The organism is Hymenobacter cyanobacteriorum (assembly GCF_022631375.1).
GTDB classification, from domain to species: Bacteria; Bacteroidota; Bacteroidia; order Cytophagales; family Hymenobacteraceae; genus Hymenobacter; species Hymenobacter cyanobacteriorum.
This window is the reverse complement of record NZ_JALBGC010000002.1, coordinates 453080-470854: the sequence shown is the minus strand read 5'-3', so window position 1 is coordinate 470854 and position 17775 is coordinate 453080. Positions and strand designations below refer to the sequence as shown.

At 58.4% G+C, this 17775-nt stretch carries 15 protein-coding genes; 5 read left to right on the top strand and 10 right to left on the bottom strand.

What is annotated here, in order from left to right; translation table 11 throughout:
• Positions 1 to 184: 184 nt before the first annotated feature.
• The 5 genes from MON38_RS07145 to MON38_RS07125 form a co-directional block, all read right to left on the bottom strand.
• Positions 185 to 928: a carbonic anhydrase gene (locus MON38_RS07145; RefSeq protein WP_241935473.1), complete on the bottom strand. Its 744-nt coding sequence runs from the start codon at positions 926 to 928 to the stop codon at positions 185 to 187.
• Positions 929 to 1104: 176 nt separating this feature from the next.
• On the bottom strand, positions 1105 to 1296 hold the full coding sequence (locus tag MON38_RS07140) for a hypothetical protein (RefSeq protein WP_241935472.1): 192 nt from the start codon (positions 1294 to 1296) through the stop codon (positions 1105 to 1107).
• Between the two features lie 28 nt (positions 1297 to 1324).
• The gene (locus MON38_RS07135) at positions 1325 to 2968 is read right to left on the bottom strand and encodes a SulP family inorganic anion transporter (RefSeq protein WP_241935471.1); all 1644 of its coding nucleotides are present in this window, start codon (positions 2966 to 2968) and stop codon (positions 1325 to 1327) included.
• 179 nt (positions 2969 to 3147) lie between these two features.
• The gene (locus MON38_RS07130; protein WP_241935470.1) at positions 3148 to 4545 is read right to left on the bottom strand and encodes a sensor histidine kinase; all 1398 of its coding nucleotides are present in this window, start codon (positions 4543 to 4545) and stop codon (positions 3148 to 3150) included.
• Positions 4546 to 4689: 144 nt separating this feature from the next.
• Positions 4690 to 5370 carry a response regulator transcription factor gene (locus MON38_RS07125; protein WP_241935469.1) on the bottom strand — a complete coding sequence of 227 codons (681 nt, stop codon included), beginning with the start codon at positions 5368 to 5370 and terminating at the stop codon, positions 4690 to 4692.
• 343 nt (positions 5371 to 5713) lie between these two features.
• Here MON38_RS07125 and MON38_RS07120 point away from each other — a divergent pair, with 343 nt between their 5' ends.
• Genes MON38_RS07120 through MON38_RS07110 form a run of 3 tightly spaced genes read left to right on the top strand, consistent with a single transcriptional unit; the run spans position 5714 to position 9594 of the window.
• Positions 5714 to 6307, top strand: a complete 594-nt coding sequence (locus MON38_RS07120; protein WP_241935468.1) for a (2Fe-2S)-binding protein — start codon at positions 5714 to 5716, stop codon at positions 6305 to 6307.
• 24 nt (positions 6308 to 6331) lie between these two features.
• Positions 6332 to 7357, top strand: a complete 1026-nt coding sequence (locus MON38_RS07115; RefSeq protein ID WP_241935467.1) for an FAD binding domain-containing protein — start codon at positions 6332 to 6334, stop codon at positions 7355 to 7357.
• Positions 7354 to 9594, top strand: a complete 2241-nt coding sequence (locus MON38_RS07110) for a xanthine dehydrogenase family protein molybdopterin-binding subunit (RefSeq protein WP_241935466.1) — start codon at positions 7354 to 7356, stop codon at positions 9592 to 9594. The genes MON38_RS07115 and MON38_RS07110 overlap by 4 nt, the downstream gene beginning before the upstream one ends.
• Before the next feature lie 185 nt (positions 9595 to 9779).
• Here the strand turns inward: MON38_RS07110 and MON38_RS07105 are convergent, their stop codons facing one another.
• Both MON38_RS07105 and MON38_RS07100 read right to left on the bottom strand, forming a co-directional pair.
• Positions 9780 to 10733, bottom strand: coding sequence for a two-component regulator propeller domain-containing protein (locus MON38_RS07105; RefSeq protein ID WP_241935465.1), 954 nt, complete (start codon positions 10731 to 10733; stop codon positions 9780 to 9782).
• A 297-nt stretch (positions 10734 to 11030) separates the two neighbouring features.
• The gene (locus tag MON38_RS07100) at positions 11031 to 11957 is read right to left on the bottom strand and encodes a hydrogen peroxide-inducible genes activator (RefSeq protein WP_241935464.1); all 927 of its coding nucleotides are present in this window, start codon (positions 11955 to 11957) and stop codon (positions 11031 to 11033) included.
• Positions 11958 to 12166: 209 nt separating this feature from the next.
• On the opposite strand from MON38_RS07100, the gene katG reads away from it, so the two are divergent.
• On the top strand, positions 12167 to 14425 hold the full coding sequence (gene katG, locus MON38_RS07095; protein ID WP_241935463.1) for a catalase/peroxidase HPI: 2259 nt from the start codon (positions 12167 to 12169) through the stop codon (positions 14423 to 14425).
• A 97-nt stretch (positions 14426 to 14522) separates the two neighbouring features.
• Here katG and MON38_RS07090 read toward each other — a convergent pair whose 3' ends face one another.
• From MON38_RS07090 to MON38_RS07080, 3 genes are read right to left on the bottom strand one after another with little or no spacing between them, the layout of a single operon-like run.
• The gene (locus tag MON38_RS07090) at positions 14523 to 15479 is read right to left on the bottom strand and encodes a hypothetical protein (RefSeq protein WP_241935462.1); all 957 of its coding nucleotides are present in this window, start codon (positions 15477 to 15479) and stop codon (positions 14523 to 14525) included.
• A gap of 29 nt (positions 15480 to 15508) precedes the next feature.
• Positions 15509 to 15811, bottom strand: a complete 303-nt coding sequence (locus tag MON38_RS07085) for a helix-turn-helix domain-containing protein (RefSeq protein WP_241935461.1) — start codon at positions 15809 to 15811, stop codon at positions 15509 to 15511.
• Positions 15792 to 16148 (bottom strand): type II toxin-antitoxin system RelE/ParE family toxin, encoded by a 357-nt coding sequence (locus MON38_RS07080; protein ID WP_241935460.1) that lies wholly within the window; start codon positions 16146 to 16148, stop codon positions 15792 to 15794. The genes MON38_RS07085 and MON38_RS07080 overlap by 20 nt, the downstream gene beginning before the upstream one ends.
• Positions 16149 to 16646: 498 nt before the next feature.
• On the opposite strand from MON38_RS07080, the gene MON38_RS07075 reads away from it, so the two are divergent.
• A complete protein-coding gene (locus MON38_RS07075; protein ID WP_241935459.1) occupies positions 16647 to 17732 on the top strand; it encodes an efflux RND transporter periplasmic adaptor subunit in 1086 nt (361 codons plus the stop codon).
• Positions 17733 to 17775: the final 43 nt, after the last annotated feature.

Here is a 17775-nt window from a genome sequence, read left to right as displayed (position 1 = left end):
CTGAACGCAGTGAAGGACCTTATCACGTTAGAACACGCCATTCCAGCATGATAAGGTCCTTCACTGCGTTCAGGATGACAGATTAACAAAATAGAAAAACAAAAAAGCCCTGCCGCGCATTGCGGCAGGGCTTTTTTTGTGGGTGGTCGGTAGGTATTCGGGGAAACGGAAAGATTGGTTGGGCCTACTTTTTCGTGGCCACTGCTTTTTTATCAACGGCTTCCTCTTTGGCCGGGTCGTGCTTGGGGCCTTCGTACGAGTTGGCGTCTTTGTCTTTCTCCGCTTCGTGGCCCACGGCTTCGGTAGCGTAGATGTGCTCCATGGCATTCATCACGTCGCGGCCGTCCACTTCCAGGTCCTTGAGCACGCCGTCGGCGATGTCGTAGACGAGGCCGTGCAGGCGGGGCGGGTTGTCGCCGCGCATGGCATTCTGGATGATGTTGGTTTTGGCCAGGTTGCGCACCTGCTCCATCACGTTCAGCTCCACGAGGCGGCGGGCGCGCTGCGTGTCGTCTTTGATGCGCAGGTACTCGGCTTCGTGCAGCCGGATGACGTCGCGGATGTTCACCAGCCAGTTGTCAATCAGGCCGTACTGCTTGTTGGCCGCCGCCGCGGCCACGCCGCCGCAGCCGTAGTGGCCCACCACCAGAATATCCTGCACGCCCAGCACTTCCACGGCGTACTGCAGCACGCTCAGCAGGTTCATGTCGCTGTGCACCACCAGGTTAGCAATGTTGCGGTGCACGAACATCTCGCCCGGGCCCGTACCCGTGATGCCGGAGGCCGGCACCCGCGAATCGGAGCAACCGATGAACAGGTACTTCGGCTTCTGGCCGGTGGCCAGGTTCTTAAAGAAATTGGGGTCCGTGGCGTTGCGGTCCGAAACCCATTTTTTATTGTTTTCGAGAATTTTGCTGATTCCAGCCATAGAGAGAAAAAATTTAGCGCCAGCTGGCTGCCGAAGCAGCTTCGCAACGGATGATGCCTGGCAGCCCAACCGGGCGACCAAGCAGAAAGGCACTGCCAAGGTAGCGCCAGTTGGTGGTTGAAACGTGGTAATTGTAGTGTTCTACGGCGGGAGTTGCACCACCGTTTAAGAGTCGCTTACGCGCTGCGGCGGCGGTAGCCATGCCGGCTGCCGTTGGCCACGCGGCTTATGATGAGCGGCCGCGTGCCACGCACCATCGTGAGCGTGGGCGCGGCACCTGCTGCCGGCATTGCGCCGGTGACGGCTGCGCCGAGAGCTGGAGCATCTGCTTGCGGCTTTGGAAGTTGGTCAGCGCTTTGTTCAGTCATATTGCAAGGAAAAGGAACGCGCATTCGCCTAATGTGCCCCCAGCGCCACCTGCCGGATGCCGCGCAGCTCCAGGTCGATGCCCCGGGCCGGGGCCGCCTGCCGAAACGCCTCGATGGCTTCGAGCACGTCGTGGTCGATGACGTCGGAGCGGGTACCGTCGAGGATGACGCGGCTATTAGTGGGCAGTTGCTCCAGCGTGGTCACGATGCTGGCTTTGTTGAGGAAGGATACGTGCTCGGGCAGACGCAGGTGTAGCGGGGCGTCGGAGTTTTCGGCGTTCTCTTCCGAGTTGTCGCGGCGCAGATAAGAGCCGGCTTTGGCGTTGTCTTTCAGGATAAAGAAGAAGCCCAGCACCAGCCCGATGCTCACGCCCTTCAGCAAATCGGTGAAGAGCACGGCCACGATGGTGATGATGAACGGCGTGAACTGCGCCCAGCCCAGCTGCCACTGCTTGCGGTATAGCGCCGGCGTGGTCAGCTTGAAGCCCACCAGCAGCAGCACCGCCGCCAGCGCCGAGAGCGGAATCAGGTTCAGCACCGCGCCCAGAAACAGCAGGCTCGTGAGCAGCAGCAAGCCGTGGATGAAGGCCGACATCTTGCTTTGCGCGCCGGCTGCGATGTTGGCCGACGAGCGCACAATCACCGCCGTGAGCGGCAGGCCGCCCAGCAGGCCGCTCACCAGATTGCCCGCGCCCTGCGCCAGCAGCTCGCGGTTGGTGGGCGTGTGGCGCTTTTGCGGGTCGAGGTTGTCGACGGCCTCCACGCTGAGCAGCGTTTCGAGCGAAGCCACGATGGCAATGGTGAAAGCCACGCCGTAGGTGGCGGGGTTGCGCAGGGCGTTAAAATCGGGGAAGGTCATTTCCTGGGCCAGCTGGCCCAGCGACGACAGCACCGGCAGCTTCACGAGGTGCTCGGGGCGCACCTGTATCTCGGGTGCCACAGCTTTCAGCAGTTGGTTGATGCCCACCGCCGCCAGCACGGCCACTAGCGCGCCCGGCACCAGCCGCGCCCAGGGCTGCCGCTTCACCGGGGCCGTGTTCCAGAGCAGCAGAATCACCAGCGACACCACCCCCACCAGCACCGAGCCGGGGCTCAACCCCTTCATGGCCGCGCCAATGGCCGAGAACGTGTTCAAGCCGTTGAACTGCAGGAAGTTCATGTCCTCAAAATAGTCGGCATCGGCTCCGAAGAAGTGCGGCAGCTGCTTCAGAATCAGAATGATGCCAATGGCCGCGAGCATCCCACGAATAACCGCCGCCGGGAAATACAGGGCAATAATGCCCGCCCGGGCCAGTCCCAACCCAATTTGGATAACGCCGGCCACGGCCGTAGCGGCCAGAACCGCCGGCCACGAGCCCAGCGTTGAAATGGCCGACAGCACCACCACCGTGAGGCCGGCCGCCGGCCCGCTCACGCTCACCGCCGAGCCGCTGAGCAAGCTCACCAGCACGCCGCCTACGATGCCCGCAATCACGCCCGCCAGCAGCGGCGCCCCCGAGGCCAGTGAGATGCCCAGGCACAGCGGCAGCGCCACCAGAAACACCACCAAGCCCGAGGGCGCATCCTGCCCAATAGTGCTGAACAGCGACGCTTTCGGCCGGGGCTCGGGAGAAGCAACCGGCGTCGCGATGGGTGTACCGGTTTGGGCCGGCGAAGAAATTACCTGGGTCATGGGCTTGTGCGTGCAGCCAAGCCGAAAATCTGGCTTGGGGGGAATTCTGAATGCAAGGTTACCGAGGCGCTATTAAGGTCGAATTAAAGAGAAATTAAAAGGGGATTAAAAGCGGGATTAATCCGCAAAATGACGGTCATGCAGAGCGCAGCGAAGCATGACCGTCTTTGCCGTCGTTCTTACTTTGCTGCCACTGGCCATTCCAGCCACACCTGCGTACCCTGGCCGGGCTCGCTTTCCACGCGCACCGTGCCGCCGTGCAGCGCCATGATGCGCGCCGCCAGCGGTAGCCCAATTCCGTGCCCCGGCACCGCCCGCGCCGAGGCCGCCCGGAAAAATGGCACGAACACCTGCTGTAAATCGGCGGCCGACAGCCCGGGGCCTTCGTCGCTCACCAGCAGCGAAAGATGCTGGCGGGTGCGGGCCAGCGTGGCCGTCACGGTGCCGCCGGTTTGCTTCGAGAACTTGCAGGCATTGTCCAGAATATTGAGCACGGCCGAAAGCAGCAGCGCTTCGTTGCCGCGCACGATGAAAGACTCGCCCTCCCCGAAATCAAGGTCGACGCGGCAGGTGGGATGGCGGCGCAGCAGCTGCTCGTGGGCCTGCAGCAGCAGGTCGTCGAGGCTGACGGGGGCCATGGGCACCTGCGAAGGGTCGTCGGAGGCGCGGGCAATCTGCAGCAGGCCGTTGGTGAGGCTGTTGAGCTGCCGGGCCGAATCGAGGGTGCTTTGCAGCACGCGTCGGTATTCGGCCGGCGGCCGCTCGGCCTGCAGCAACGACACCTCCAACTCGCCAATGAGGGCGGTGAGCGGCGTGCGCAGCTCGTGCGAGGCATCGCGCACGAAAGTGCGCTGGCCCACGAAGGCGGCTTCGAGGCGGTCGAGCAGGCGGTTGAAGCGTTGGGTGAGCAGGCCGATTTCGTCGGTGGCTTCGCCGGTACGGGTCAGGCGCTGGCTCAGGTCGGTGGCGGTGATGCCGTCGACTTCGCGCACCATGCGACGCAACGGGCGCAAGGCCCGCCCGGCAAAAAACCAGCTGCCCGCGCCCGCTGCCATTACTGCCACCAGAAAGCCCAACGCTAGCAGCTGCCGCAGTTCAGCCAGCTGCTGGCGGCTGTCCTCGTCTACCGACGAGGCCACTACTACCAACGGCCCCAGCCGCTTGTCGTGGTAAAGCAAGCCTACCGTTTCGTGGTAGTTGGTTTCGGGCTCCAGCACGGCCTGGCCCTCGCGGCGCACTTCGGCCAGCCAGGCTGGCGGCGCGGGCCGGGCCGCCCCCTGCCCTTCCCGGAAAACCAGTTGGTTTTTGGCATCATACACCCGCCCCTGCTCGGCCGGCAGCGTGCGGTAGAGTTGGCGCAGGTAGCGCCGGTACGAGGCTTCCTCGCCGGCGTTGTCGCGGTCGTCCTGCCCGGCCACGTAGGCGTGCCCTACCACCAGCGTGCGCTTGAACAGGCTCTGGGTGAACTCATCGCGCCGTGACTGCTGCGTGGCGAAATAAATAACCAACGCAAATAGCAGCAGCGTCACGGCCAGAATAGACCCGAATTGCAAAGCAAGGCGAAGGCGAATGGACATGTTCAGTGTTACTGGCTTTAGAGAACGTCATGCAGAGCGCAGCGAAGCATCTTGCCCGCCACCACCAATATTTTTGGTTGCGTTGCGCAGTAAAGATGCTTCGCTGCGCTCTGCATGACGTGCGCTTTCAATCCCCAGCACGAATTAACCCTCGTTTTTCATCACGTACCCCATGCCCACCAGCGTGTGAATCAGCTTGGGTTCAAACCCCTTGTCCACCTTCTTCCGCAGGAAATTGATGTACACGTCAATCACGTTCGAGCCGGTATCAAAGCTCAAATCCCAGACGTGTTCCAGCAAATCGGCCCGCGAAACCACGCGGTTCTGATTGCGCAGCAGGTATTCCAGCAGTGCAAACTCGCGGGCGGTGAGCTGGATAGCCTGCCCGGCGCGCTCCACGCGCTTAGCGCCGGGGTCGAGGGTGAGGTCGGCCAGATGCAGGACGGCTTTGGGGGCGGGCGCTTCGGTGCGGCGGCGCACGAGGGCACGCAGGCGGGCCAGCAGCTCATCAAACGCGAAGGGCTTGACGAGGTAATCATCAGCGCCGGCGTCGAGGCCGCGGATTTTATCGTCGGTTTCGCCTAGCGCGGTGAGCATGAGGATGGGCACGCCGGGGTCGTGGGCGCGCACCTGCCGGCACACTTCGAGGCCGCTGAGGCCGGGCAGCATCTGGTCCAGAATCAGGCAATCGTAGCGGTTTTCCTGAGCGCGGCGCAGGCCCAGCAGGCCATCGGCGGCGAGGTCGACGGTGTAGTCCTGCTCTGTCAGGCCTTGGTGCAGGAAGGCGGCTACCGAGGGTTCGTCTTCAACTAAAAGGATTTTCATGGGGCGGGAAGGTAGCGCCGTTTCGGAAAACGGGCCGCGTTGGTGGTCATTGATGAACGGATTACAGGAACTGTTTTGAACTTGCTCCGAGCAATTGCTAACGCGTTGTATATCTGACAATACAACGCGTTAACGGAAGCAATAGCCGCAAGATTCGGGCGTTTACGTGAATTAGACAAAAATTTACTACTACCTTCTTTTCGCTGATTAATAACCTTCCAGCTTCGTCCGGTTGTGCTTAACGCTGGCCCGGGACTCCTGAATAGCAGCGCCGGGCAAAACACGAGGGAAAAGGCACCCGTAGGCAAATAGCAGTACCCGAAACCCTAAGCTATTCGCCCTTATGAGCCAAGTTACCCAAGCTCCGCTCGGCCGCCCACCGGTGGCCCTGGCCCCCACCCAGCCCGTCAGCCTCAACATCAACGGCGAGGCCCACACCCTCCAGATTGCGCCCTGGACCACCCTGCTCGACGCCCTGCGCGAATACCTCGACCTGACCGGCACCAAGAAAGGCTGCGACCACGGCCAGTGCGGCGCCTGCACGGTACTGGTCGATGGCAAGCGCGTCAACTCCTGTCTCTCGCTGGCCGTGATGCACGAAGACTCGCACATCCAGACCATCGAAGGCCTCGGCACTGAGGACAAACTGAGCCCGCTGCAACAGGCGTTTATCGACCACGACGCCTTCCAGTGCGGCTACTGCACGCCGGGCCAGATTTGCTCGGCCCAGGGCCTCATCAACGAAGGCAAGGCCAAGACCGAAGCCCAGGTGCGTGAGCTGATGAGTGGCAACGTGTGCCGCTGCGGCGCCTACAGCAACATCCTGAGCGCCGTGATGGAAGTGCTTAATAACGAAGGATTAATCATTGAGGACAAAGGCTGGTCGGCTGGCGCGACGAAGCCGGACATGGCCCCGGTTGAACCGCCGAAGAAATAATCCTTCACTCCTCATTTTAGTAAGATGAACAGTTTCACTTTCACCCAAGCCACCGCCGTGGCGGGCGCCGTGCAGGACAAAGCCGCGCACGACGATGCGGCCTACATTGGCGGCGGCACCAACCTGATTGACCTGATGAAGGAAAACGTGGCCCGCCCCACGCACCTCATCGGCCTCAAAAAGCTCGGCCTCGACACCATCGAAACCCTGCCCGACGGTGGCCTGCGCCTCGGCGCCCTCGCCACCAACGCCGACACCGCCTGGCACCCCGAAGTCGAGAAGCGCTACCCGCTGCTGAACCAGGCCATTCTGGCCGGGGCCAGCCCGCAGCTGCGCAACATGGCCACCGACGGCGGCAACCTGATGCAACGCACCCGTTGCTACTATTTCTACGACCTGGCCACGCCCTGCAACAAGCGCGAACCCGGCTCGGGCTGCTCAGCCATCGGCGGCTACAACCGCGTGTGCGGCATCTTGGGCACCAGCGACCAGTGCATCGCCACCCACCCCTCGGATATGTGCGTGGCCCTGGCCGCCCTCGATACCACCGTGCGCGTGAGCGGCCCGAATGGCGAGCGCACCATCAAATTTGAGGATTTCCACCGCCTGCCCGGTGACCATCCCGAGCGCGACAACACCCTAGAGCCCGGCGAATTAATTACCGGCCTCGACCTGCCCGCCAAAGGCTTCGAGAAGAACTTCAGCTACCTGAAGCTGCGCGACCGCACCAGCTACGCCTTCGCGCTGGTGAGCGTGGCGGCGGCGCTGGAGCTCGAAGGCACTCTTATCAAGGATGCCCGCTTGGCGCTGGGCGGCGTGGCCCACAAGCCCTGGCGCGACAAGGAGGCCGAGGCCATGCTCGTCGGCCAACGCGCCACCGCCGATACCTTCCGCCGCGTGGCGGCCAAGGTGCTCGAAAACGCCAAAGGCTACGGCGCCAACACGTTTAAGATTGAGCTGGCCAAGCGCGCCATCGTGCGCGCCCTCAAGCAAGCCACCGAAATGAATCAGGTGCTCGACACCAACGCCTTCCAAAACTCCAACCCATGAGCCACACCACCGACTACATCGGCAAACCCACCAACCGCGTCGATGGCCCGGCTAAAGTGGCCGGCACTGCCAAGTACGCCGCCGAATTCAGCGTGCCCAACCTGCTCTACGGCTACGTGGTGAGCAGCCCGATTGCCAAAGGCAAAATAACAAAAATCGACAGCGCCCCGGTGCTGGCATTGCCCGGTGTGCAGCAGGTTTTCTCGCACGAAAACGTGCCTTCGCTGGCCTTCCTCGACCGCAGCTATAAGGACGACGTGGCCCCCGGCGGCTCGCCGTTCCGCCCGCTGCACGATGCCGAAATCAAGTACAGCATGCAGCCCGTGGCGCTGGTAGTGGCCGACACGTTTGAGTTGGCCCGCTACGCTGCCTCCATCCTGCACATTGAGTACGAAGAGGCCGCGCACGAAACCGAGCTGGTGAAGCACATCGACGAGGCGTTCGAGCCCGGCCGGGGCAAAACCGGCTACAAGCCGCCGAAGTCGCGCGGTAACTTCGGCAAGGGCTGGAAGCAGGGTGTAGCGCACATGGAAGCGAATTATTCGCACCACGCCCAGCACCACAACCCCATGGAGATGTTTGCCACCACGGTGGAATGGCTCGGGGACAAGAAGCTGACCGTGTACGACAAAACGCAGGGCGTTTTCAACAGCCAGCAGTACATCAGCAAGATTTTCGGGCTGAGCAAGGACGAAGCCCGGGTGATTTCGAAGTACACCGGCGGCGGCTTCGGCTCCGGCCTGCGGCCCCAGTATCAACTGTTTCTGGCCGTCATGGCTTCGCTGCAGTTGGAACGCTCGGTACGCGTATCGCTCACCCGCGAGCAGATGTTCAGCTTCGGCCACCGACCCGAAACTCTGCAGCATGTGGCTATGGCCACGGCTGAGGACGGCTCGCTCACCGGCATCAACCATTTCGCCGTGGCCGAAACCTCGCAGTTCGAGGATTTCACCGAAAACGTCGTGGGCTGGACCGGCACGCTCTACGATTGCAAAAACGTGGAACTGGGCTACCGCCTGAGCAAGCTCGACGTGTTTTCGCCGCTCGACATGCGCGCACCCGGCGCGGCTTCGGGCTCCATCGCGCTGGAAATTGCGATGGACGAAATGGCCTACGCCGCCGGCCTCGACCCGCTCGAATTCCGCATCCGCAACTACTCCGATTTCGACCAAGCTCAGAATCTCCCTTACTCCAGCAAAGCCTTGCGCAAATGCTACGCCGAGGGTGCGGCCAAATTCGGCTGGGAGAAGCGCACCGCCGAGCCCGGCTCGATGCGCGACGGCAAGATGCTGGTGGGCTGGGGCATGGGCGGCGGCATCTGGGATGCCTCCAAGATGCCCGCCGTGGTAAAAGCCAGCCTCGACGCCGACGGCCACCTCACGGTGAGCAGCGGCACCAACGAAATCGGCACCGGCACCTACACTATCATGACGCAGATTGCAGCCGAAAGTATGGGCCTCCCCATCGAAGCCGTGACCTTCGTGCTGGGCGATACCACACTGCCCGAGTCGCCTCTGCAAGGCGGCTCCTGGACGGCTGCCTCGGTGGGCAACTCGGTAGTCGAAGCTTGCACTAAGCTGGGCGAAGCCCTGCTGAAACAGGCCCAGAAAATGGATAACCCGGCCTTCAAAGACACCAAAATCGACGACGTGCAGTTCGCCAACGGCCAGTTGCGCCTGCGTTCCGATGAAACCCAGGCGGTGGTCCTGCGCGACCTCGTGCAGGCCAGCGGCGAGCCCAAAATCGAAGCCGAAAACTCTACGGTGCTGGCCAAGCTGGAAATGCTGAAGCCGCCGAAATACTCCATGCACGCCCACAACGCCGTGTTCGTGGAAGTAAAAGTGGACCCCGACCTGATGACCGTGCACGTCACCCGCGTGGTGAATGCCGTGGCCGCCGGCCGCATCATCAACCCCAAAACGGCCCGCAGTCAGGTCCTCGGCTCGGTGGTCTGGGGCATCAGTTCGGCCCTGATGGAGGAATCGGTGATGGACCACCGCTTCGGCCGCTACATGAACCACAACTACGCCGAATACCACGTCCCCGTGAATGCCGACATCCACGACATCGACGTGATTTTCGTGAGCGAGGAAGACGACAAAGTCAACCCCCTGGGCATTAAAGGCCTGGGCGAAGTGGGCCTGCTGGGCGTAGCCGCCGCCGTGACCAACGCCATCTACCACGCCACCGGCAAGCGCGTCCGCGACCTGCCCGTAACGATTGACAAGCTGCTGTAGAAACTCCGGCGGCCAGTGCCGCTGAAGTGACATGGAAACGCCCCGCAACCAGCCAGTTTCGGGGCGTTTCCATGTCTAACAGCAAGGATTTGCCGCAGGACTATTGTTTTGTAATTGTTTATCCAGCAACTCAAACCGTAATTACACAGTCTGGCCTACGAGAAAACTCTTTTTGGCAGATAATTTCATTCTGTCAATTTAATTACACCAAAATTTGTTGCAATCCAAACTATATTATTCTCAATACAGATATCTAGAATCACATTTTTGAACGTGCCATTTCGAAAAAATATTGATTTCAACCCATCGCTACGACTAAAAGTCGCAAGTCCGTTATTAGTTGCCATCCAATAATTTCCTCTTCCATCAATCTCAATATCTCTTACCATATTGTCAGGCATTTTTGAATTCAACTTATTGTAGTGCACCCATACTTCTTTATTTTTCACCGAAAATCCACCATTCCCAAAACCACCACCATAACCAATAATCAGGGTTGTGTCAGAAGTAAATTTCAAACTTCTGACAACAGGAAGCTGTAGCTTTTCTTTTTCCTCTTCAAATATTTGCCATTTTTTCTCTGTACCAATCAGAAGACCGTCGTTATGGCCCACTGCTATAATGCCGTTTTGACTCACGTCTATTGCCCTAATAACTACTCCATTGATTGGTAGTTCCATTTTTGACCAAGTTGCACCGTCGAATTTCACCATTCCGTTACTACCTCCAAAATATATTTCACCCTTAGCATTTTTCGACATTGCAATTACCCCTGCCAATCCTTCAATATACTTATTTTTTATTTTTTTAACTGAATCACCTTTAATTGTAAATAGTCCATCAGGATTTGATGTACTTATCCATAAAATCCCATGCGAGTCAACTAATAAGGCACCAATTGGCCCACCTTTGATAATTGAATTTGCTGAGGAAAATACTTTTGTCCGGGAATTATTAAATTTAACTAAACCTGATTTAGATGTACCAAACCATTTATTACCTAGAGGGTCTATGGCAATACTCCAAATATCGTCTTCAGGCAGTTCCGAGTTCTCTTTTGAAATCAATTCTATATTTCTCTGTGCATTTGATAAAAGAGAGAAAAAAGAAAACAGGATTAGAATCAGAACTATTTTCATAACATATTTTTAAATCAGCTATCAATATTTGTATCACCAGGATTCAATACACTTTGATGCTTCAGAACCTGCGCTTGGAACGCAAGGTAATCGCAGGAATTCATACAACCTTGTCTAAGCTAGGCAGCCCTCGAAACTTCAGCATTGTCCATTTCTGGATGTTACAACGGCAGCGCTTGTTTTAGCTTGAGGCCGAGAAATGCCATACTACGAATCCCTCAGCAAAAGCAGTCGCACCCTACGAACGACAACAACCTGCAAAATATCAGCATTTTACATAGCTCAATTTTTAAACCCCTACCGCCACCGAATTTTCTCACCAGCCTTGCCCGCGCGCAACCGGGCGGGCACGCTGGCCAGAATCAACTCCCGCAAAGCGGTGAGCAACGTCGTTCGCACGAAGCCGTGATGCACTACTAGGCTTACCTCGCGCACCGGGGTTGGAGCCACGAAGCGCTTGAGGAGCGGGTTGCTGTCGACTTCGTCCAGCACGGCCAGCTCGGGCACCAGCGTGTAGCCGTGGTGGTGGCGCACCAGCTCTTTCAGCGTTTCGATGGAGCCGCTTTCGTAGGCCACCGCGCCGGTGGAAGCCGTTCGGCCGCACAGGTTCAGGACTTGATTGCGGAAGCAGTGGCCCTCCTGCATCAGCCACAGGCCGGGGCTGGCCAGGTCGGCCGGGCTCACGATGGCGCGGGCGGCCAGCGGGTGGTCCTCGGAGGCGAGCAGTAGGAACGGCTCATCCAGCAGGGGTAGCTCGTGGAGCAGCCGGTCATCAAGCGGCGTGACCAGCAGCCCCACATCCAACCGGTAGTCCTTGAGTCGCAGCATGATTTCTTCCGAGCGCAGCTCCTCGATGTGGACGCGCAAATTGGGGTAGGCCGTGCTGAGGCCCACCAAGAAGCGCGGCACCAGGTACGGGGCCAGCGTGGAGATGACGCCCAAGCGCAGCTCGCCCACCACCTCGCCTTTGGCCACCTGCACCAACTCGCGCAGCTGCTGGGCTTCGTGCAGCACGCGCCGGGCCTGGGCAATTACCTGGGCCCCGACGGCCGTGGGCTCGGCCCCGCGCTGGGTGCGGTCGAACAGCAGGACGCCCAACTCCTCTTCCAGCTTTTGCACCTGCACGCTTAGCGCGGGCTGGCTCACGAAGCTTTTTTCGGCGGCAAGACCGAACTGGCGGTGCGTATCCAGGGCCACGAGGTAGCCAAGTTGTTGAAGATTCATGGCGGAAGAGCAGCGCGCTACTTATAGGTTTTGGTTATAAAGTTATAAATAAAATCGATTTTGATTATGCAATTGCACCCAGTAGCTTTGTGCAAAGCTGCTACCCACTGTCCTGCTTCAGCCGCTCAAAACGGCTTTCTAGGCAAGTCGGCAAACTTTTTAATTCACCCGGCCATTTACAAGGCTGACCACCAAAACCACTTTCAACGATGAGCGCCAACCTGCACGACCTCCCCGCAGACAACTCCATCCTCCACGACCTGAACGCGGACGCCGCCCAGTGCCCCTTCCTCAATGGCGCGGTGAAGCAGACGGCCGGTGGCGGCCGCACCAACCGCGAGTGGTGGCCCAATATGCTGAAGCTGAGCATCCTGCGCCAGCACTCCACCCTGTCCGACCCGATGGACAAGGATTTCAACTACGCCGAGGAATTCAAGAAGCTGGACCTGAACGCCGTGAAGCAGGACCTGTTCGAGCTGATGACCAACTCGCAGGACTGGTGGCCGGCCGACTACGGCCACTACGGCCCCTTCTTCATTCGGATGGCCTGGCACAGCGCCGGCACCTACCGCATTGCCGACGGCCGCGGCGGCGCGGGCATGGGCATGCAGCGCTTCGCCCCGCTCAACAGCTGGCCCGACAACGCCAACCTCGACAAAGCCCGCCTCCTGCTGTGGCCCATCAAGCAGAAATACGGCAAGCAAATCTCCTGGGCCGACCTCATCATCCTGACCGGCAACTGCGCCCTGGAGTCGATGGGCCTGAAGCCGTTCGGCTTTGCCGGCGGCCGCCCCGATGGCTGGGAGCCGCAGGAAGACGTGTACTGGGGCCCCGAAACCGAGTGGCTCGGCGATAAGCGCTACGTGGACGACCGGCAGTTGGAAAACCCGCTGGCCGCCGTGCAGATGGGCCTCATCTACGTGAACCCTGAAGGCCCGGACGGTGAGCCCATCCCCGAGCGCTCGGCCCGCGACATCCGCGAAACCTTCGGCCGCATGGCCATGAACGACGAAGAAACCGTGGCCCTGATTGCCGGCGGCCACACCTTCGGCAAAACCCACGGCGCCGCCGAGCCCGCCAAATTCGTGGCCCGCGAGCCCGCCGGCGCCCCCATCGAAGAGTTGGGCCAGGGCTGGCGCAACAGCTTCGGTAAAGGCCACTCCGAGCACACCATCACCAGCGGCCTCGAAGGCGCCTGGACCCGCACGCCCGCGAAGTGGAGCAACGATTACTTCGACAACCTGTTCGGTTTCGAGTGGGAGCTGACCAAGAGCCCCGCCGGCGCGCACCAGTGGCGCCCCGTGAACGGCGGCGGTGCCGGCACCATCCCCGATGCCCACGACCCGGCCGTGAAGCACGCCCCCTTCATGCTGACCTCGGACATCGCCCTGCGTGCCGACCCGGCGTATGAGGCCATTTCGCGCCGCTTCCACGAAAACCCCGACCAGTTTGCCGATGCCTTCGCCCGCGCCTGGTTCAAGCTGACGCACCGCGACATGGGCCCCAAGGAGCGCTACCTCGGCCCCGAAGTGCCCACCGAAGAGCTGCTCTGGCAAGACCCCATCCCTGCCGTGACCTACCAGGTGATTGACGACCAGGACGTGGCCGCGCTGAAAGGCAAAATTGCTGATTCCGGCCTCACGGTGTCGCAATTGGTATCCACCGCATGGGCTTCGGCCTCCACCTACCGCGGCTCCGACAAACGCGGCGGCACCAACGGCGGCCGCCTCCGCCTAGCCCCGCAGCGCTACTGGGAAGTGAACAGCCCTTCGCAGCTCTCCACTGTGCTCAACAAGCTCGGCGGCATTCAGCAGGAATTCAACACGGCCCAAACCGGCGGCAAGCAGGTTTCGATGGCCGACCTCATCGTGCTGGCCGGCGTGGTCGGCATCGAGCAGGCCGCCAAAAATGCTGGCCACGAGGTGACGGTGCCCTTCACCCCCGGCCGCGCCGATGCTACCCAGGAGCAAACCGACGTGGTATCGTTCCAGGCCCTGGAGCCGGCCGCCGATGGCTTCCGCAACTACCTCAAAACGCACCACCGCGCCGCCGCCGAGGAGCTGCTGATTGACAAAGCCCAGCTCTTGACCCTGACTGCCCCCGAGCTGACCGTGCTGTTCGGTGGCCTGCGCGCCATCAACATCAACTTCGACGGCTCGAACAACGGCGTGTTCACCACCCAGGCCGGTGCGCTCACCAACGACTACTTCCTGAACCTGCTCGACCTGAACACCACCTGGGCCAGCACCTCGGACGCCCAAAACCTCTTCAACGGCCGCGACCGCAAAACCGGCCAGACGAAGTGGACCGGCACCCGCGTCGACCTGATTTTCGGCTCGAACTCCGAGCTGCGCGCCCTGGCCGAAGTGTACGCTTTCGGCGACTCGCAGGAGAAGTTCGTGAAGGACTTCGTGGCCGTGTGGGCCAAGGTGATGAACCTCGGACGCTTCGACCTGGCCAAGTCGTAAGGCCACCCGCCAGCGCTTCCGCCCCGTAAGGTGCGGAAGTAGCTGAAGCCTCAAAAGAAACGCCCCGTAACGAATTCGTTGCGGGGCGTTTTTGGGTTTATGCAGTTAGCTTTTTTATCTTAGACTCTAACCCAATCAGGTTTTTAGGGTCTGGGAATAGATTTGATACACTTTCTGGCGCTGCCAAAGCTGGCTGTATTTCAGCGCCTTTGCCAATTAGGTCTGCGAAAATAGAAATAGAATTCTTTATTCTTTCTATGGTTTCTGGAGAGTTATTTTTGAAGTGCTCGTGCTGAATATGTTGCGCTTCAGCTTCTATCATCATATCAGTTTCGGCTTTCTGCGCTTTTAGAACATCTTCTAAGCTTTCATTTTTCACTTTCAAAGCACGTACTTGTTCCGCAAGCATTCTGCCCTCTTGGAATTTCTTATATATCACAGCAGAAGCCCATACTAAGCTTGCTATTACAGATACTGCTGATGCTCCAACAAAGACATTAAACCAAATTGAACCGTTTTCTACGCTTACAATTTTGGTTTCACCATTTATCTCATCTGAATAAATAAGTTGCGTCAGACCTATGTGGATTTCTCGAGCAACCTTGGATAATTGGTCGAAATCAGATATTGGAGGAAGCTTTATGTTAATCGAGTTAATATCTTCATTAGGAACAGTTTTCAAAAGAACATCCAAAAAATTGCTAGCTAGCACTTTCAGAGTTGTCAATCTGCTATTTATGGAAGCTCCTTCGTTAGCCTGAATGACCATATAGTCATTTCCAGTAGTATATATTACAGAGTCCTTTAACGATTCTGTAATTTCTTCAAACAGACCTAATTTAGATAGATTATCTACAACAAATCGAACATTAGTTAATCCAGCTAAACGAGTCATAGGATGACCTCCCGATGTTTGCGCAACACCCTCATATCCCCATTCAAATAAATTTAAATTATTTTGAAGTTTTTCTCGGATTATTTTCAATGAATTATTCATCATATTTTGTATATGCAGTTCAGGAAAATGTAGTGTGTATTTGAATTGGCGATTCAAACGCACACTCTTTGCAAATCTACACCAACTCAGTCAACCGTCAGTTTCAAATGCTTGCCAAAGCCCTCCCACACAATCCGCATGAGCGTGGAGAGACGAATGTCACTGGCGTTGTTTTCGATGCGGGAGATGTACGTTTTCGTCGTGCCGCACTTGGCAGCCAGTTGCTCCTGCGTCATGTTGTTTTCCTTGCGCATTTCCTGGAGCATTACGCCTAGTTTAAAAGCTTCGTAGCCTTCCTCGAAGGTTTCGCGGGCGGCGGTACCACGGGCACCGTATTGGTTATCGATAAAGTCGTCGAGGTCAACCAGCTTATTTTGCTTTGTCTTCATAGTATTGTTTTCTAAGTCGTTCGGCACGTTCGATTTCATTAGGCGGCGTTTTCTGGGTTTTCTTCTGGAAACCGTTCAGCACGATGACCAGCCGGCCTTCATCGAAAAAGCAGAAAATGCGAAAGATGTCGCTGCCGGCGCTAATCCGGATTTCATAGAGGCCCACAGTGCCGGTGAGATGCTTGAGATACTTCTCGGGCACCACTGGGATTTCGCGAATCAGGCGAAAGGTCCACAGAATACGGTCTTGAATTTTCTGGTTTTGCTTGTTGTAAAAAGTCCAGAATTCATCCCCATAAATTTTGAGACTGCGGATTTGGCCGTTGGAATCACTCACCTCACGAAGTTAGCTAATTGGGTAACACCAAGCAAGCCGCTGGCGTTTCCGTAGCTTCATAAAGCAGCAGCCAGCTTCACCAACCCGCCCCGCTCCCAGGCCCAAAAGTGCCTCTGGACGCGGCAGATGCGGGCCGGAAAATAAAAAGCATGACGGGAAAGCTTCATTTCCGCTTCATGCCGGCGGGGGCAAGTTTGTACTGTCAACCCACGACACAAGCTGCGCGGCCTCGCCCCTCCCACCCTTCGATGCGCGCTTTCGGCTTGTTTTGGCCCCGGCAGGTTTGCTGGTGGCCAAGGGCGTTCTGCTGTTTGAGCGAAGCCTTCCGCGAAGTATGAATAACCCCATCACGGCTTTTCCAGCCCTACCCCATTAGCCTGCTGCGCCCGGCGTCGCAAGCTTTCCCACTTTCATTACGGGGCTGGCCGCTGCACGCAATGCGCTGCCTTACTGATTTCTATGCAATACCACCCGCCTGTCACGTTACCCAAGGTTCTTATGAAAAGAGTATTCATGCTGCTGAGCTGCAGTGTTTTGTTCTACACCACCGGCTGCAAGGAAGAAAAAAAGGAAGTCGAAGAGCAGATTAAGCTGGTCGCCACCAGCCCGTTGCAGAAAGACACCACCATCACCAAGGAGTACGTGGCGCAGGTGCACTCCTACCAGCGCATCGAGCTGCGGGCGCTGGAAAAAGGCTACTTGGAGAAGATTTTCGTGGACGAGGGCCAGCACGTAGCGCAGGGCCAGACCATGTTTCAGATTAAGCCCACCGTGTACCAGGCCGAGCTGAAGAAGTCGCAGGCCGAGGCGCACTACGTGCAGATGGAATACCAGAACACCAAGAAGCTGGCCGATAAGAACATCGTGTCGGGCAGCGAGCTGGCGCTGTCGCAGGCCAAGTACGATAAGGCCAACGCCGACGTGTCGCTGGCCCAGGCGCACCTGCAATTCACGACGGTAAAGGCCCCGTTCAGCGGCATCATGGACCACTTCCAGGGCCGCCTGGGCAGCCTCGTGGACGAGGGTGATTTGCTTACGACGATTTCGGACAACAGCAAAATGTGGGTGTACTACAACGTACCCGAGGCTGAGTACCTGGCCTACAAGCAGCACGCCAAAACCAACGACAAGGCCGCGCACGTGAAATTGCGCATGGCCAACAACGAGCTGTTCGACCAGACCGGCATCGTGCAAACCATTGAGGCTGATTTCAATAACGAAACCGGCAATATTGCCTTCCGCGCCACCTTCCCCAACCCCGACGGGCTGCTGCGCAACGGCGAAACCGGCAGCGTGCTGATGACCGTGCCGCTGAAACACGCCCTCATCATCCCGCAGAAAGCCACGTTCGAGATTCTCGAAAAGAAGTACGTTTTCGTGATTGATAAAAACAACGTGGTGCACCAGCGCGAAGTCGGCATCGCCTCCGAGATGCCCGACTTGTACATCATTAACTCCGGCATTGCCCCCACCGACCGCATCCTGCTCGAAGGCCTGCGCAAGGTGAAGGACGGCGACAAGGTGGCCTACGATTACAAGGCACCGCAGGGAGTGCTCTCGAATTTGAAGGTGACGGCCGAGTAGATTTTTAGCTTTTAGCCATCAGCTGTTAGCTGCTAGCCTTCGG

Bases quoted from the DNA above. Each gene is read 5' to 3' on its own strand.
- MON38_RS07145 (WP_241935473.1), bottom strand. From the start codon at position 928: ATGGCTGGAATCAGCAAAATTCTCGAAAACAATAAAAAATGGGTTTCG.
- MON38_RS07140 (WP_241935472.1), bottom strand. From the start codon at position 1,296: ATGACTGAACAAAGCGCTGACCAACTTCCAAAGCCGCAAGCAGATGCT.
- MON38_RS07135 (WP_241935471.1), bottom strand. From the start codon at position 2,968: ATGACCCAGGTAATTTCTTCGCCGGCCCAAACCGGTACACCCATCGCG.
- MON38_RS07130 (WP_241935470.1), bottom strand. From the start codon at position 4,545: ATGTCCATTCGCCTTCGCCTTGCTTTGCAATTCGGGTCTATTCTGGCC.
- MON38_RS07125 (WP_241935469.1), bottom strand. From the start codon at position 5,370: ATGAAAATCCTTTTAGTTGAAGACGAACCCTCGGTAGCCGCCTTCCTG.
- MON38_RS07120 (WP_241935468.1), top strand. From the start codon at position 5,714: ATGAGCCAAGTTACCCAAGCTCCGCTCGGCCGCCCACCGGTGGCCCTG.
- MON38_RS07115 (WP_241935467.1), top strand. From the start codon at position 6,332: ATGAACAGTTTCACTTTCACCCAAGCCACCGCCGTGGCGGGCGCCGTG.
- MON38_RS07110 (WP_241935466.1), top strand. From the start codon at position 7,354: ATGAGCCACACCACCGACTACATCGGCAAACCCACCAACCGCGTCGAT.
- MON38_RS07105 (WP_241935465.1), bottom strand. From the start codon at position 10,733: ATGAAAATAGTTCTGATTCTAATCCTGTTTTCTTTTTTCTCTCTTTTA.
- MON38_RS07100 (WP_241935464.1), bottom strand. From the start codon at position 11,957: ATGAATCTTCAACAACTTGGCTACCTCGTGGCCCTGGATACGCACCGC.
- katG (WP_241935463.1), top strand. From the start codon at position 12,167: ATGAGCGCCAACCTGCACGACCTCCCCGCAGACAACTCCATCCTCCAC.
- MON38_RS07085 (WP_241935461.1), bottom strand. From the start codon at position 15,811: ATGAAGACAAAGCAAAATAAGCTGGTTGACCTCGACGACTTTATCGAT.
- MON38_RS07075 (WP_241935459.1), top strand. From the start codon at position 16,647: ATGAAAAGAGTATTCATGCTGCTGAGCTGCAGTGTTTTGTTCTACACC.